This is a genomic window from Caballeronia zhejiangensis, from assembly GCF_022879815.1.
Classification (GTDB): Bacteria; Pseudomonadota; Gammaproteobacteria; order Burkholderiales; family Burkholderiaceae; genus Caballeronia; species Caballeronia zhejiangensis.
The window spans coordinates 1,393,385-1,407,959 of record NZ_CP084284.1; the positions used below are offsets into that span (position 1 = coordinate 1,393,385).

At 61.6% G+C, this 14,575-nt stretch carries 14 protein-coding genes; 6 read left to right on the top strand and 8 right to left on the bottom strand.

The annotated features are described in order from the left end of the window. Position 1: 1 nt before the first annotated feature. On the bottom strand, positions 2-1,183 hold the full coding sequence (locus LDZ23_RS20985; RefSeq protein ID WP_008354221.1) for a M20 aminoacylase family protein: 1,182 nt from the start codon (positions 1,181-1,183) through the stop codon (positions 2-4). Positions 1,184-1,315: 132 nt separating this feature from the next. Here LDZ23_RS20985 and LDZ23_RS20990 point away from each other — a divergent pair, with 132 nt between their 5' ends. Together LDZ23_RS20990 and LDZ23_RS20995 are read left to right on the top strand one after the other, a co-directional pair. Further along, positions 1,316-2,209 (top strand): LysR substrate-binding domain-containing protein, encoded by an 894-nt coding sequence (locus LDZ23_RS20990; RefSeq protein WP_033535848.1) that lies wholly within the window; start codon positions 1,316-1,318, stop codon positions 2,207-2,209. Between the two features lie 214 nt (positions 2,210-2,423). Then, the gene (locus tag LDZ23_RS20995) at positions 2,424-2,666 is read left to right on the top strand and encodes a hypothetical protein (protein ID WP_244808173.1); all 243 of its coding nucleotides are present in this window, start codon (positions 2,424-2,426) and stop codon (positions 2,664-2,666) included. 33 nt (positions 2,667-2,699) lie between these two features. Here the strand turns inward: LDZ23_RS20995 and LDZ23_RS21000 are convergent, their stop codons facing one another. After that, positions 2,700-3,191, bottom strand: a complete 492-nt coding sequence (locus LDZ23_RS21000) for a phosphate-starvation-inducible PsiE family protein (protein WP_008354218.1) — start codon at positions 3,189-3,191, stop codon at positions 2,700-2,702. A gap of 344 nt (positions 3,192-3,535) precedes the next feature. Further along, positions 3,536-4,054: a hypothetical protein gene (locus tag LDZ23_RS21005; protein ID WP_008354217.1), complete on the bottom strand. Its 519-nt coding sequence runs from the start codon at positions 4,052-4,054 to the stop codon at positions 3,536-3,538. Positions 4,055-4,234: 180 nt separating this feature from the next. Between LDZ23_RS21005 and LDZ23_RS21010 the strand changes: the two genes are divergently transcribed. Further along, positions 4,235-4,873 (top strand): YceI family protein, encoded by a 639-nt coding sequence (locus tag LDZ23_RS21010; RefSeq protein WP_244808174.1) that lies wholly within the window; start codon positions 4,235-4,237, stop codon positions 4,871-4,873. A 10-nt stretch (positions 4,874-4,883) separates the two neighbouring features. Here LDZ23_RS21010 and tdh read toward each other — a convergent pair whose 3' ends face one another. Together tdh and LDZ23_RS21020 are read right to left on the bottom strand one after the other, a co-directional pair. Beyond that, positions 4,884-5,921 carry an L-threonine 3-dehydrogenase gene (gene tdh, locus LDZ23_RS21015; RefSeq protein ID WP_008354214.1) on the bottom strand — a complete coding sequence of 346 codons (1,038 nt, stop codon included), beginning with the start codon at positions 5,919-5,921 and terminating at the stop codon, positions 4,884-4,886. A gap of 82 nt (positions 5,922-6,003) precedes the next feature. Further along, on the bottom strand, positions 6,004-7,206 hold the full coding sequence (locus LDZ23_RS21020) for a glycine C-acetyltransferase (protein WP_008354213.1): 1,203 nt from the start codon (positions 7,204-7,206) through the stop codon (positions 6,004-6,006). A 155-nt stretch (positions 7,207-7,361) separates the two neighbouring features. On the opposite strand from LDZ23_RS21020, the gene LDZ23_RS21025 reads away from it, so the two are divergent. After that, on the top strand, positions 7,362-7,964 hold the full coding sequence (locus LDZ23_RS21025; RefSeq protein ID WP_008354212.1) for a helix-turn-helix domain-containing protein: 603 nt from the start codon (positions 7,362-7,364) through the stop codon (positions 7,962-7,964). Positions 7,965-8,095: 131 nt separating this feature from the next. Here LDZ23_RS21025 and LDZ23_RS21030 read toward each other — a convergent pair whose 3' ends face one another. Continuing rightward, positions 8,096-8,284, bottom strand: coding sequence for a CsbD family protein (locus LDZ23_RS21030; protein ID WP_008354211.1), 189 nt, complete (start codon positions 8,282-8,284; stop codon positions 8,096-8,098). 264 nt (positions 8,285-8,548) lie between these two features. Here LDZ23_RS21030 and LDZ23_RS21035 point away from each other — a divergent pair, with 264 nt between their 5' ends. Continuing rightward, positions 8,549-8,905: a DUF2471 family protein gene (locus LDZ23_RS21035; RefSeq protein ID WP_008354210.1), complete on the top strand. Its 357-nt coding sequence runs from the start codon at positions 8,549-8,551 to the stop codon at positions 8,903-8,905. Between the two features lie 65 nt (positions 8,906-8,970). On the opposite strand, the gene LDZ23_RS21040 is transcribed toward LDZ23_RS21035, so the two are convergent. Further along, positions 8,971-10,395, bottom strand: coding sequence for a DUF2252 domain-containing protein (locus tag LDZ23_RS21040; protein ID WP_244808175.1), 1,425 nt, complete (start codon positions 10,393-10,395; stop codon positions 8,971-8,973). A gap of 186 nt (positions 10,396-10,581) precedes the next feature. On the opposite strand from LDZ23_RS21040, the gene LDZ23_RS21045 reads away from it, so the two are divergent. After that, complete coding sequence (locus LDZ23_RS21045; protein WP_008354208.1) at positions 10,582-11,610, top strand: tyrosine-type recombinase/integrase; 1,029 nt, start codon at positions 10,582-10,584, stop codon at positions 11,608-11,610. Positions 11,611-11,634: 24 nt separating this feature from the next. Here the strand turns inward: LDZ23_RS21045 and LDZ23_RS21050 are convergent, their stop codons facing one another. After that, the gene (locus tag LDZ23_RS21050; protein WP_008354206.1) at positions 11,635-12,834 is read right to left on the bottom strand and encodes a DNA-binding protein; all 1,200 of its coding nucleotides are present in this window, start codon (positions 12,832-12,834) and stop codon (positions 11,635-11,637) included. Between the last annotated feature and the right edge of the window lie 1,741 nt (positions 12,835-14,575).

The following is a 14,575-nucleotide window of genomic DNA, read 5'->3' on the forward strand; positions in this document are numbered from 1 at the left end:
ATCAGTCGGCGAGCCAGGCTTCGGCCAGGCGCACCCAGTAGCTCGCGCCGATCGCGAGGATGTCGTCGTTGAAATCGTAGCCGGGGTTGTGCACCATGCAGCCGCCCTTCGAGCCGATGCCGTTGCCGATCCACGCATACGTGCCGGGGCACGCTTCGAGCATGAAGGCGAAGTCTTCGCTGCCCATCAGCGGACGCGCGGCCGGATCGACGCGTTGCGCGCCGAGCATTTTCGTCGCGACATCGGTGGCGAAGGCGGTCGGTTCCGCGTGATTCACGAGCACCGGATAGCCGAGTTCGTAGTCGATGTCGGCCGTGCAGCCGAACGCCAATGCCTGCGCGTTCACGAGCGCGGTGATGCGCTCCTGAAGCTGCTTGCGCACGCCCGCGTCGAGCGCGCGCACGGAGAGCTTCATCAGCGCGGTCTCGGGGATCACGTTGCACGCCTCGCCCGCCTGCACGCTGCCGACGGTGACGACCGCGGATTTCTGCGCATCCACTTCGCGCGCGACGATGCTGTTGAGACCGAGCATGATCGATGCGACCGCGGGCATCGGATCGCATGCGACGTGCGGCATCGCGCCATGTCCGCCGACGCCGCGCACGGTGATGTTCACCCGATCCGACGACGCCATGCCCGGACCCGGCGTGAAGAACATGTCGCCCGCGGGCAGGCCGGGCATGTTGTGCAGGCCGAACACGGCGTCGCACGGGAATTTTTCGAAGAGACCGTCTTCGATCATCGCGCGCGCGCCCGCCTCGCCTTCCTCGGCGGGCTGGAAAATCACGATCAGCGTGCCCGAGAACTGGCGGCTTTCGGCGAGATGGCGCGCGGCGCACAGAAGCATCGCGGTGTGGCCGTCGTGGCCGCATGCGTGCATCGTGCGCGCGTGTTTGCTGGAATACGGCAGGCCGGTGGCTTCCTCGATCGGCAACGCGTCCATGTCGGCGCGCAGTGCGATGCGCTTGCCGCCCTCGCCTTCCGTCAACACGCCGACGACGCCCGTCTTGCCCAGCCCGCGATGCACTTCGTAGCCCCATTGCGCGAGCAATCCCGCGACGAGATCGCTGGTTTGCGTTTCCTCATACGCAAGTTCCGGATGCGCGTGAATGCGCCGGCGCACATCGACGAATTCCGATGCGATGGCGGCAATGCCGGGGATGACGGGCTCGACTGACAACATATGACGCTCCTTGCTCGATGCGATTCGATGTGTGCCAAGCATATAAAGCCGATAAGCAAACCAAAAGACGGTAAATTTATTGCGTGATGACTATTAGTTGTCGGCGATAACCCTAGGATGTCGGCCATGAGCATGAAATATCATCAGTTGCGCGCTTTCCTGACGACCGCCGAGCAAGGCAGCATTCGCGCGGCCGCGCGCAGCCTTCATTTGTCGCAAGCGGCGCTGACTAAGGCGATCAAGGAACTGGAACAGGATCTGGGCGTACCGCTCGTGTTGCGCACCGCGCGCGGCGTGCAACTGACGGCGTTCGGGCAGCAGTTGCGCGTGCGGGCGCATCTGATCGTCAGCGAAATGCGCCGCGCGGAAGACGACATCGCGCAGATGAAAGGCGCCGGCGCGGGCAGCGTGAGCGCGGCCGTCACGCCGACTGCCGCGCTATCGATATTGCCGCAGGCGTATCGGGCGTTTCGCAAGCAGATGCCGGACGCGCGCGTGAGTTTCATCGAAGGCTTTCCGGGCGTCGCGATGCCGCGTCTGCGCGATGGTTCGCTGGACTTCGTCGTGGCGGTCGTCGTGCCCGAACATCTCGCGCCGGAGTTCGATCACATCGAGCTGTACGAGAGCCGCTCGGCGATCGTCGGGCGCGCGGATCATCCGTTGCGGCACTGCACGTCGCTCGCGGAGTTGTCGGATGCGGAGTGGCTGCTGAATCCGTCGCCGGAAAGTTCGACGCAGGCGCTGCTCGATTCGTACGCCGAGCGCGGTCTGATGGTGCCCAAACGCGTGATCGAATGTCCGAGCTTCATCATCGCGCACGGGTTGTTGCGTGGCTCGGATGCGCTCGCCGCGATGCCCGCCGCGTTGCTGGAACATCCATGGGTCGGCGAAGGGCTCGCGATCTTTCCTATCGTTGATCCGTTGCCTGCCGTGTCGGTGCGAATCGTGACGCGCAGGGACAGTCCGCTGACGCCCGCTGCGACGTTGATGCTGGAGTGCTTGCGGCACGCGGCGCGGGGACAGTGAGGCAGGTGCGCTTCAAGAAGATTCCGGATTCGTGGAATAGACAGCGAGAATCGGGGCTGTGAGGAGGAATGCACTCACTTTTTCTGGACGATCATTGCATCAGTCGATGCCTATCCGAATTAGCGACTAAACTCCAAAGAGGCGTCGGTGCATGCGTCCAACGTCTGCGCCCAAACAGTCACGATCCAGACGTGCAAGCGAAGGAGGCAGACCCATGCCGAAAATCGTTCGAACCCCTGAGCAGATTCGCGACGAACTGCAAAGCCGCATGGCCAAAATCTCCGCTGACGCGCCGGGAGCCTTGCGCGTGCGCATACCGCTGCCAGAGCGGCATCCGCCCGACGCATCCGGCCGCAACTGGAACATCGTGCCGCTCAACGACCTCGGTGCGGACTATGTACATCACGTCGAGAAGGTGATCGAAGACATGCGTACCGAGTTCGTGCTGCCAGATTGACGCTGAAAGCATCGGCAGCACGCCAACAGAATATCAATCGCGCTTTTCGCGATCCCGCGCGGCGCGCTCTGCAATCGCCGCATCGACGGGATCGTCGCGTTGCCGCATTAGCCAGTAGACGCTGCCGAGCGCGATCAGCGCGGCCGCCAGTGCGGCAATGCGGCCCGGGTCCGTGGCTGGATCAAGGATGATGAACTTGCGCGCTATCGCGAGCATCGCCACGAGAAGCACTGTCTTGACCTGCACGATGTGATCGCGTCTTAACATGACGCGAGTGATCGAATGCTTGAATTCCATCGCGATCAACAACGTCATCACCATGCCGAAAACCGCCTGAAAGATCGCATGATCCAGCGGATCGAGCGCCCCCGACAGCGTCAGCGCTATGACCGCCCGAATCAACTGCCACAGCGATACGACGATGATCACCGAGATCACGACGCTCAGGATGTGGGCGATGATCTGCTCGAAGCGCTCGTAGAAGGTCAGCACGCGCCATTGCAGCCGATATTCGTCGAGCTTCATGCGAATCTGGGTTGGCTTGCTCATGGATGGGGTCGCAGAGAGACTCGGGCACGGAGTGACGCCGACATCGCGTAGCGAGCCCAAGCCGGGCCTATGACGTTGAGCCATGCGTGCGGCGTTTTCTTTCGTCTACGTGCTGATTCTTTTCTCTTGTCTGCTGTGCACGATGCGTCACATCGCACCCCTCAGCAATCGTTGGGCCGCCAACGCTGGTGTAATGAACGCATGCGCGGCGCGCCTGACAGCGTCGCCGGTTTGCCTCGGCCGCGAAGGCGTTAGCTGGATTCTCGTTCAGTCGTCTGGAGCTCGGGAGTACGTCACAAACCACAAAGCCCGCACGATGTTCAGAATCGCATTCTGAGCATGAACCCAAGCGTGAATGGAAGATCGCTCGAAGGGATCGGCGGAATCAGGATGATGTTCGCGCCGACGCGCTTGTATTCCAGCATGATGAGCGGCGCGGCAACCGGACCGACCGTATGGTTATGGCCGAGGCCGTAGCTGCCGTAGTCGTAGCCGGAGATGAGCCCGGCCATGACTGCGAGCCTGATGTAATTCCAGTGAAGGAAGTCCGGTCCCCACACGCCGCCGCCGTAGAACGACGGCTTCGACAGCGAATTGCGAAAGTAGCCGCCTGTCACCGCCCATTGCGGCGTGACCCAGCATTCCACGCCGATGCCCGGATTGAATTGCTCGAAGTCCTTGTCCGGGTGAAAGTGATGCGAAGCGACCATCGCGTCGAGCCAGAGACCGTCGCCGCACCAGCTTGCGTGCGCGGCGGGCGTCCAGCCCAGCGCGACGAGCGCGGCAACCGCCGACAAGTGCGCGCGAAACGTTCGGAATCGGGACAGCCATGTGCACATGTTTTATCCGCCAACGCGCGTACGGTGGCGCCGCTTTTTTGAGATGTAGGTCGAGGCGAACTCTACCCGATCGCGACATTTTCGTGTGTGCTGACGAAAAGTCCGTGACGGCTTGCGCGCGTTCGGATGATCTCGGCGAAACTTGTCGACGTTCTATTTTTGTTTTCGAGGCAATGCGCGATGAAGGCTTATAAGCGTCTCGTTCTTTTTCTCGCGGCGATCGCATTGACGGCGTGCACGCCGCTTCAGGTCGTGACGCATCACGTTTCGTCGAGTGAATCGAGCGTGCCGGCAGGACGTTATCAGCTCGATCCGCATCACTGGAACGTGAGTTTCGACGTCGATCATTTCCACTACTCGCGCTTCGTCATCCGATTCGATAAGACCACGGCGCAACTCGACTGGAACGCGGACGGAATGTCCGGAAGCTCGGTACGCGCGCGAATCGACGCGTCCAGCGTCAACACCAATGTGCCGCTGCTCGATCGCATGCTGAAAGGGCCGGACATGTTCGATGGCGCGCGTTATCCGGACATCGTTTTCGTCAGCACGGCGTTTCAACGCACCGGCGAAGACAAGGGCATATTGACGGACGATCTGACGATACGCGGCACGACGAAGCCGGTCACGCTCAACGTGACGTTCAACGGTCACGCGGTCAATCCGCTCACGAAGCAGGAAACGCTGGGCTTCTCCGCCGACGGACATTTCAGCCGCGCTCAGTTCGGACTGACGACGTGGTATCCGGCCGTCGGCGACGATGTGCACGTCGCCATTCAGGCCGAATTTTCGAAGGCGTCTGCGGACAACGCGCCGTGATGCGTGCCGCTCAGGCCGCGACGGCGGTCCAGTCGAGCACGACCTTGCCGCTGTTGCCGGAAAGCATCGTGTCGAATGCGCGCTGATAGTCGTCGACGGGAAACGTGTGCGTCAGGATCGGGGAGAGATCGAGGCCGCTTTGCAGCATCGCGACCATCTTGTACCAGGTCTCGAACATCTCGCGTCCGTAGATGCCCTTGATTTCGAGTCCCTTGAAAATCACCTGATTCCAGTCGATGGCGGTCTGCGCCGGCGGAATGCCGAGCAGTGCGACCTTGCCGCCGTGATTCATCGATTCGAGCATCGCCGTGAATGCGCTCGGCACGCCGGACATTTCCAGGCCCACGTCGAATCCTTCGGTCATGCCGAGTTCGCTCATCACGTCGCGCAGGTTTTCGTTCGCCACGTTGACCGCGCGCGTCGCGCCCATCTTGCGGGCAAGTTCGAGCCGATAGTCGTTCACGTCGGTGATGACGACGTTGCGCGCGCCGACGTGCCGCGCGATCGCCGCAGCCATCACGCCGATCGGCCCGGCGCCGGTAATCAGCACATCCTCGCCGACGAGATTGAACGAGAGGGCAGTGTGCGTCGCGTTGCCGAACGGATCGAAGATCGCAGCGAGATCGTCGGAAATGTCAGGCGGAATCTTGAACGCGTTGAACGCCGGGATCACGAGAAACTCCGCAAATGCGCCTTCACGATTCACGCCCACGCCGACCGTGTTGCGGCACAGGTGACGACGGCCCGCGCGGCAGTTACGACAAAAACCGCATGTGATATGGCCTTCGCCCGACACGCGGTCGCCGATGGCGAAGCCGCGTACTTCCTGTCCCATCTCCACGATTTCGCCGACGTACTCGTGACCGACATGCATCGGCACCGGAATCGTCTTCTGCGCCCATTCGTCCCATTTCCAGATGTGGATGTCGGTGCCGCAGATCGCCGTCTTGCGGATGCGGATGAGAACGTCGTTGTGACCGACTTCGGGTCGCTTCACGCGCGTCAGGGTGAGACCGGGTGCGCGTTCGAGTTTGGCGAGGGCTTTCATTGCGTTTGATCCTGGCGTTTGATCCTGGCGTTTGGTCTTGATGATGCTGCTTCGAAGGTCGCGGGCCTTTATGCGCATAAAGTCAGCCGATGACGCCGAGGGATCGGCCGACGCGAGCGAACGCATCGACTGCACGATCGATCTGTTCCGGCGTGTGTGCCGCGCTCATCTGCGTCCGGATGCGCGCGCGTCCTTTCGGCACCACAGGATAGGAAAAGCCAATCACATAGACGCCTTCGTCGAGCAGCGCATCAGCCATCTTGGACGCGAGTTGAGCGTCGCCGAGCATGACCGGAATGATCGGATGTTCACCGGGGACAAGATCGAAGCCGAGCGCGGACATCGCCTTGCGGAAGTGCGCCCCGTTCTCGCGGACGCGCCGGCGCAACGTCGCGCCTTCGTCGCTCGCGAGCAGTTCAAGCACTTTCAGCGATGCCGCGGCGATGTTCGGTGCCAACGTGTTCGAGAAAAGATACGGCCGGCTGCGCTGACGCAGCAAATCGATGACTTCCTTATGCGCGGCGACATAGCCGCCTGACGCGCCGCCAAGCGCCTTGCCGAGCGTGCCGGTAATGATGTCGACGCGATCGAGCACGCCGCAGTGCTCCGGGGTTCCGCGCCCGTTCTCGCCGATGAAGCCGACGGCGTGGGAATCGTCGACCATGACGAGCGCACCGTAACGGTCAGCGAGATCGCAGATGCCGGAAAGGTTGGCGATGATGCCGTCCATCGAAAAAACCCCGTCGGTCGCGATCAGCTTGAAGCGTGCGCCGGCTGCATCGGCTTCCTGAAGACGCGCTTCCAGATCGGCGAGGTCGTTGTTTTTATAGCGCAGACGCCGGGCCTTCGAGAGCCGCACGCCGTCGATGATGCTGGCGTGATTCAGTTCGTCGCTGATGATCGCGTCTTCTTCGGTCAGCAGCGTTTCGAAGAGGCCGCCGTTTGCATCGAAGCAACTCGAATAAAGAATGGCGTCGTCCGTTTCGAGAAAACGCGCGATCGCCTGTTCAAGTTCCTTGTGCACGGTCTGCGTGCCGCAGATGAAACGCACGGACGCCATGCCGAAACCATCGGCGTCCAGTCCGTCCTTCGCGGCCTCGATGAGCCGGCGATCGTCCGCAAGACCCAGGTAGTTGTTCGCGCAGAAGTTCAGCACCGCCGCGCCGTTCGCGAGCCGAATGTCCGACGACTGCGGACTCGCGATGACGCGCTCCGTCTTGTAGAACCCCGCAGCGCGAATTTCGTCGAGCGTCGAACGCAAATGGGAGAGATATCGGTCTTTCATCGCAATCCTTGTTCTGGGCCTGCCAATGCAATCCGCGCCTCGTGACTCGCGCGCGCCGTCCTTAGCCCTGTTATAGTGCATCCATCGCATCGGACATGTTCGATATTTCGAACGCATTTCCGATATGCCGAACACTTTACGGGATTGGTCGATTCATGGCAAGCACGGGTTCAGAGGGAAAAGCAGCCGATCTGGCGGGCGCAGGCGCAACACCGCCGCGCGTCGGAGAGATCATTCAACGCTTGCGCAGCGAACGGAAGCTGACCCTCGACGATCTGTCGCGCGCGGCCGGCGTGTCAAAGTCGATGCTGTCGGAGATCGAGCGCGACAAGGCAAATCCGACGATCGCCGTCGCGTGGCGACTGACCAATGCGCTCGGCATCAGCCTCGACCAATTGTTCGCGCAGCAAAGGCCCGCCGAAGCGATCCGCGTTTCGGGGCTGCATGAAATACCGACCCTGAGTGGGGACAACGGCGGCTATCAGTTGCGCGTGTGGGGACCGATTGAACTCGCCGGCAAGTTCGAGTGGTACGAACTTACGCTGCAATCGGGCGCCGCGCTCACGTCGAACGCGCACGAACCGGGAACGCGCGAGCATCTCACAGTGCTGAACGGTTCCGTTGAGGTCGATGCGTCGGGTGCGACGCGTCGTCTGAAGGCGGGGGAAACCGCGCGGTATGCCGCGGACGAGGCGCACGCGATCCGGAATGTCGGGCGCGCGGAGGCCAAGGCGTTGCTCGTCGTCATCCACGGCTGATGCGCTGAGCGTCCGGAACTTTTTGCGCATAAAGTCGGCGCGCCGCCGTGCGCCCGCCAATAAAAACGGGACGCGCATCGAGCACGTCCCGCTCAAAGCGGCGCCGGAGTCGCGGCGCCGGTTGGCCCGTCTTACGGGTTCTTTTTCACGCTGTCCTTCAGATCCTCGCGTGCATCGCCCACGCCTTTTTGGACCTTGCCGGCTGCTTGCTGCATGTCGCCCTTGGCTTCCTGAGCCGTGTCCCCCGTCATTTTGCCGACGCCCTCGTTGATCTTTCCCTTGACCTGCTTGCCAACGCCTTCGGCTTGATCCTTGTTCATGTCAGTTCTCCCGTGGTTTGCAGCGCTGTTGGCCGCGCGGTGCCGTCGAACGAACGCAGAAACTGCCTGCGCGTTCCGCTCAGGAGTTTCCCAAGCACGGTTAAACGATGCGCTTTGTCGGCAGGCGCGCATAGCCGCGCATGTCTGAAACGCACGTAGGCGGAATCGCACATACAGCCGGTTCGACTCGCGCGACGCTATTTTCATTGCAACAAGTACTGTATATTTGTACAGTACAATAAGACCGGCTGGAAGGGGTGGATCATGGAGTCGAATGGTGAAAACCTGAGCAGAAGGCAGTTCGCCCGCGCGGTGCATGACCTCGAGCGCATCACGCGTCAGATCGCGGGGCGTTACATCGATAAAGGAGTGCCGCTGACTTGGCGGCTGTTGCATGCCATCGAGGCGGAGGCCGTCGCGGACCTCGGATTCGCGGGACGACACGAAGCCGCCTTGCGCGAGCTGTTCGCGCGTCCCGATGACTTTCATTTCCCCGAAACCGATGACGTCGTCGACGTTGCATCCTCGGATGCCTTGCCCGCCGTTTTCGCCTTCGCCGTAGACGCCTACGAGCGCGCATCGCGACAGGATCGGCCGCGAGCAGTCAGCGCCGCGCATTGACGCATCCCCGCGGCACGCGACTGAACCCGCGTGCCCCGGTTCATGTCATCGCGCAGCGGATCGTTTCACGGCGCGAACTCCGCCGCGATGTCCGCATCCGAACGCGATTCGAGCTTGCCGTCCCGGCACGCAACGCGAAACACCTCGTAGTCCTTTTCCACCTGATCCGCGTAGGCGCGACCGTAGCGCACTAGAACTTCGGCCATTCGATCGCTGTTGCCCAGGTAGCCCGAGATTTCCGGCGCGCATCCGCCGGACTTCGCGTGCGCGCGGGCAAGCGCCCAGCCGCAAAGCACGGCGTATTCGCGAAAGACGTCGTCGCTGAAAGTATCGAGTTCTGCGGAGATTTTCATGTCGCGTAACTGGCGGATGTAGAGCGTGCGCCCGAGCGGTCCGGTCGCCCAGCCGAGAAACGGGTCCGTGGCGGCCTGCATCAGACGTTGTCCGTGAACGACGCGGTGCCCGTCGTGTTTGATATCGTCGGCGTGCTTCGCATGTTTCGTGAATCTCGCGACGACCGACGTCGATGCCTCCTTCATCTGCAGGAAAAGCGGCTTGTCGTGATGATCCGTGAGCAGCAAAACGAGGCAGCGCGTGCCGACGCTGCCCACGCCGACCACCTTGAACGCGACATCCTGCCGGCTGAATTGCGACAGCAATCTCGCGCGCTCCGGCGTAAGCGTCGCGACATAATCGCGCACGAGCGTCGCGAGCGCATCTTCACGACTGGCTTTGAGCGTCATCCAGCCGTCGTTCTTATCGATCAGCGTGCTCTTGCCGTGGATGTGAAACACGGCAGGCGGCGCATCGCGAATGCGCCACGTGTCGCCGGTTCGGTCGGCGAGTTTCGGCAGCATCGTTTCGTGCGTGCGGCGCGAAGCCCGTTCGATGCCGCGCTTGATGCGCCGCCGCGCGTCTTCGCTCTGCACGGCCTGGTACATGCGATCGAAGGTGATGCGCTCGTACCAGAGATCGAGCACGCTCATTTCAGCGTACTCGCGCAGATGCGTCTGATAACTGCGCGCGGCGACAAACGCGAACTCGTCCGCAGCCAGATCGCCGTGGCCGAGATGCCGGCCGGCGATCGTGAAGCTCGCGACCAACCGTTTCAAATCCCATTCCCACGGACCGGGCGCGGTTTCGTCGAAGTCGTTGAGATCGAAAATGAGCGCGCGCTCCGGCGTTGCGAAGCCGCCAAAGTTGGAAAGATGACAGTCGCCGCAGATCTGAATGGCGATGCCGCTGTCCGGTGTGCCGGCCAGGTCGTGCGCCTGAAGGATCGCGCTGCCGCGATAAAACGTGAACGGCGAAACGAGCATGCGGCCGTAACGCAAGGGAATCAGCGCATCGACGCGGCCTTTGCTGCTTGTCCGCAAAAGCTCGATGGGATCGCGATCGACATCGCCGATCGCCTCTTGCGCGGCCCGCGGTGTGCGTTCGCGCCTGGCGCGTCCATTCGCGCGACGTTCCTGCCAGGATTGCTGGGGCATCGCTCGCTCCTTTTTGCTCTTGTGTTCGTGGATGGAAGGAAGCCGTATAGACGACAGTAGTCGACGAAACGCACGCCCGCCAAGACAGTTATCGACACTTTGGCGGACACACGCGCTTGACGTCGCGCGCCCGAAGCCCGACCCTGTGCGCAGTGCAATACAGCGCGCAACGCGCCTTCGAACAATATGCCGAACACTTCCGATCTCTTCGACCAACAGCGCGCCGACTGGCAGGCGGACCCGCACGCCGCGTTCGATGCATGGCTCGCCCAGCAATCGTTCAGGGCGTCATCGGCCGATGTGTATCGCGCGCAATGGGGAAATTTTCTCGAGTGGCTGGCCACCAAACGCGCGACGCTGCATACGGTGCAACGTCCGGTCATCGAACAGTTCGTCGCGCAACTGGACATCCGACGCCCGCAGCGCATGCGGTATCTGCGGCTGATCGAGCGCGTGCTGGATCACGTTCGGGAAGTGGAATCGGCGGCGACGAATCCGGCGCGCTTCATCGCTCAGGACGGCGACGCGGCATGGCGCAAGGCACGCGACAACGAGCCGACGGGCTTTCTCACCCACGATGAGCGCGCGCTGCTCGTCGCGCATCTGTTTTCTCCGATCGGCGCCTTGCCGGCCGGGCAGCGCTGGCGCGAGCGGCGCGACCGGGCGTTGGTCGCCGTCTTTCTCGGCGCAGGCGTGAAAACGGGCGAAGCGGCGCAATTGACCGTCGATTGCTACGCGGCCGGCGCGCCTTACGTGACCGTCGACGCGTCGAATCCGCTGCTGATCCGGCAGGCGCGGCTCGCTCCGTTCGCGGTCGAACTGCTCGACAACTGGATCAGCGAGCGCAAGACGGCTGGCCTTGCAGGCGAATTGCTATTCCCGGCAGCACCGACGGGACGCTCCATGCACAAGGCGACGATGCTGCGCGCGATCGACGCCGTCGTGGCCGCGTCCGGGATAGCGGCATCGCGCGTCGCGCGCGCAAGTCCGCAGACCTTGCGCAACACGTACGCGGCGGAGTTGTTCGAGGATGGCACGGACCCCGATCGCGTCGGCCAGTGGCTCGGATTCCAGCAGACGATCTCGGTTCACCGGCTGCATCGTGCCTGGCAAGAATGGATGGGTGAGCAAATACGGGAGCGTGACATTGCTCACGCGCGCGCCGACGGGGAACGGCACATGTCCGTCGACGATCCCGAAAACCCTCACCTTTGACGCCGGCGCTCACTCGACGCGCGATTACGAGGTGCTGACACGCGCCGACCGGATAAATTCGTCGACGGCCGCAAGCTTCGATGCCGTGGCCCCGGACGTGCGCTCGCAGTTCGGGCAGGAAAGCTCGTATTCGTCTTCGTGGCGCTGCAGTTCCGGTTCGCCAGCCTCGCACGCCGGACAGGAAGTTGGCGCGGCGACGTGCGCGTCAATCTGCGTGCCGAGGCGGGCGATCTCGGCGGAAGTGAGGCGCCCCTGCGCCGCCAGCGACGCGATCAACGCGCCGACTTCCGCGCTCGCACCGGATTGAACCCGCCGTGCATCGCGCTCGAGAACTAGCGCATCGATTTCGTCGGACTGCGCCCGCACTTGCGACTCGAGCCGGTCGGCGCGGCTTCGGGCTGCGCTAAGTTGTTGAATGAAATCGAATTCTTTCTGACTCGCTTCGCGTGCGCTGGTCTGATAGGTGGCGGCCATGCCGCGCAGGGAGTCGAGTTCGACGAGCATCGGATGCACGCGCCGTTCGGCCTCCTTGACCGCGTCCTTGATCTGCTGAGCGTAGTGCTCGGTGCTGTGGCGCAGCTCGTTTTGAAGCTCGTCGATGCGGTCGCGCAGCCGTGCCGCAGCGTCCTGCTCGTGCTGCAGACGCGCCGAGAGCGTCTCGTTCTCCTTCTCCCATCGGGCGATGACTTCGCGCAAGCCCGCCTGAGCGTCTGTGCCTTGACTGCGCAGCGTCTTCAATTCGGCTTCCAGCGCCGCGATCTGAGCAGCGCCTGCTTCGGCGCGCGCCTCGGCACGCTGCTGAGCCCGCTCGATCGCCTCGCGACGAATATCGGCATCGCGAGCCTGGGCTTGCGCGGCCTGGATGGCCATGTCCAGACGGGCCTTTTCCTCGTTAAGGGCGGCACGCGCGGCCGTTTGCGCCTCGTCATATAACGCCGCCAGCAGTTCGCCGGCACGTTCCTGCAATGATTCCGGCATCGCCCCAGCGTCGATGCGAACGCGCAACGTCGAACGCAGACCGGCCCAGAACGCCTCGATGTCCTTGGGGATGTCGCTTGCGCTGCCGGTTTGAGTCAGTTCGCGGACAGTCGTAACCGAGGGCCGAACGCCCAGGTCGAAGAAGAGTCGCTTGCAGGCGTGTTGAGAGAGGTCTTGCCGCCGTGCGCCGGTGGCGCGCATCGCTTCGATTTCTTGGCGCAGCGTGTCGCGAGTAGATTGATCCATGGTGAAAATCTAGCAGTTCAACATGATGATCATAACGTTTTACGTGTTGATCGTTATGTTTTTCGTTCGATCGTTCACACCAACGTCGATAACAGAGCATTTAGGCCGTTTTCGACAACTTGGCATGGTACACATGTCCGCCGTCGTGAAACATCCTGAAGATATCCCTGCAAGTCGATGATTTGTCGCGGATTTTAGTCCCATACGCGCCATGGGTGTCTGTTTCACGCAGCTTTTCGTTTTTCTAATTACTGCGTGCAAAACACTGCACCGCTAGAGAGTATTAGAAGTAAACACCTTTGAACCTTGTTAACATCGTTAACGCCAGCCAGAACCCTTATCGGATAAGGCTTTGCCGGACGTCAGGTGAGATTGTACGGGAACTATGGTGAAGCTCTGCGGGAGCGAACGGTGACGGGCTTCGGGATGATCGGTGAGGGCTCTCGGGAAGAATCGTGAGCGGGTTCGGGGAGGCTCCAAAATGATGGGTGAGTTTATTCGGGGGCACGCGCACGCTAACGCGTTGATTTCCGAGGGCGCCCCCCTGGTCTGTCGGCTTCGTTCGGTGAGAATTTTCGGGAGCATGCGAATCGCACTATTTTGGAGTCGATTCGGGTAAAGCTTACCGATCGGTGAGGGTTTTCAGGGTAATTCCCGAGAGAAAGGTGAGCGTTTTCGGGGGCGAAGGCTGCTTTTCGCTGAAATTTTCATCTGCCGACGCCTGAGGTGAGCTTTTCCGGGTGCGAAATGGAAGATGCACGTCTCGGTGCAGCCGTAGTCTCTTCTTGGATGGGCTCGCAGGGCCGGTGAGAGCGTCTAAGGTGAGCCTTTCCAGGAGTGTCTGCGCCTGCTTTTTTCAGTCCATCTTCCCTGTCATGCGCCTCGCATGGTGAGGCAATCCGGGATCACGCGCGCTGTACGAGAACTGTCGCTGCACTAGATGAGAAATCGCGCGCATGAAAAAACATATTAAAAACAGCTGGATAGACCAGGATGGTCTGTCGTTGCGTTTAGCGGAAACACGGTATGGTGAGGGAATGCGGGAGCTACGAGCGTCGGTGCGGGACAGTGCCAAGAAACCGTCGGTGAGGGTTTACGGGAGCCGCCTTCTTCACGTTTTGTGACGAAAGCGAGATAAGTGCCTGGGAGAGCACCATTTTTGAGCGATGACAGGAAAAGGTGAGGCTTTGCAGGACGCAGCAGGGTGAGCCTTTGCGGGACAGGCGATATGACATGCAGCAGGTCAAAAAGTGATAGTTTTCGGGAGGCCATAGGCGGCGCGAAGCCCGTAGAACGGGGCTGAACGGGGGCGATCGGGTTGAGGAAAACTCGATGAGGTGAGACTTTTCGGGACCTGTCGATGCCGATCTGTTGAAGTGAGTGCGCCCCGTTATAACTTTGCACCGCACCGATGCGCGGCCGAAGCGGAGAAGGACGGACTTTTGGCTGTCTCTGCCGCGCCACACGTCGTTCAACGAGCCGAAAAATTTTTAAGGTGAGCCTATCCGGGAGACTGCTTGAGCTCCCGGATGGCGCCGAAAAACCGTCGCAATCCGTTTACCCGCGTGGACACTACAGCTAAAAGATACCTTCGATCGGTGAGCGGTGAGTGTTTTCGGGAGCGCACCGCAGTGAGCCGTGCTGTCTGTCTGGCAATCACCCCTGTGTGGTGAGGGTGTCCCTATAGACGGGCTTCACCCCAATCGGTATCCTTGCTCGCAATATCGATCTTGACCATTTC

Coding starts and splice junctions, on each gene's coding strand:
- LDZ23_RS21050 (WP_008354206.1), bottom strand. CDS start 12,834: ATGGATCAATCTACTCGCGACACGCTGCGCCAAGAAATCGAAGCGATG.
- LDZ23_RS21020 (WP_008354213.1), bottom strand. CDS start 7,206: ATGAAAGACCGATATCTCTCCCATTTGCGTTCGACGCTCGACGAAATT.
- LDZ23_RS21045 (WP_008354208.1), top strand. CDS start 10,582: ATGCCGAACACTTCCGATCTCTTCGACCAACAGCGCGCCGACTGGCAG.
- LDZ23_RS20995 (WP_244808173.1), top strand. CDS start 2,424: ATGCCGAAAATCGTTCGAACCCCTGAGCAGATTCGCGACGAACTGCAA.
- LDZ23_RS21030 (WP_008354211.1), bottom strand. CDS start 8,284: ATGAACAAGGATCAAGCCGAAGGCGTTGGCAAGCAGGTCAAGGGAAAG.
- LDZ23_RS21000 (WP_008354218.1), bottom strand. CDS start 3,191: ATGAAGCTCGACGAATATCGGCTGCAATGGCGCGTGCTGACCTTCTAC.
- LDZ23_RS21005 (WP_008354217.1), bottom strand. CDS start 4,054: ATGTGCACATGGCTGTCCCGATTCCGAACGTTTCGCGCGCACTTGTCG.
- LDZ23_RS20985 (WP_008354221.1), bottom strand. CDS start 1,183: ATGTTGTCAGTCGAGCCCGTCATCCCCGGCATTGCCGCCATCGCATCG.
- LDZ23_RS21040 (WP_244808175.1), bottom strand. CDS start 10,395: ATGCCCCAGCAATCCTGGCAGGAACGTCGCGCGAATGGACGCGCCAGG.
- LDZ23_RS20990 (WP_033535848.1), top strand. CDS start 1,316: ATGAAATATCATCAGTTGCGCGCTTTCCTGACGACCGCCGAGCAAGGC.
- LDZ23_RS21010 (WP_244808174.1), top strand. CDS start 4,235: ATGAAGGCTTATAAGCGTCTCGTTCTTTTTCTCGCGGCGATCGCATTG.
- tdh (WP_008354214.1), bottom strand. CDS start 5,921: ATGAAAGCCCTCGCCAAACTCGAACGCGCACCCGGTCTCACCCTGACG.
- LDZ23_RS21035 (WP_008354210.1), top strand. CDS start 8,549: ATGGAGTCGAATGGTGAAAACCTGAGCAGAAGGCAGTTCGCCCGCGCG.
- LDZ23_RS21025 (WP_008354212.1), top strand. CDS start 7,362: ATGGCAAGCACGGGTTCAGAGGGAAAAGCAGCCGATCTGGCGGGCGCA.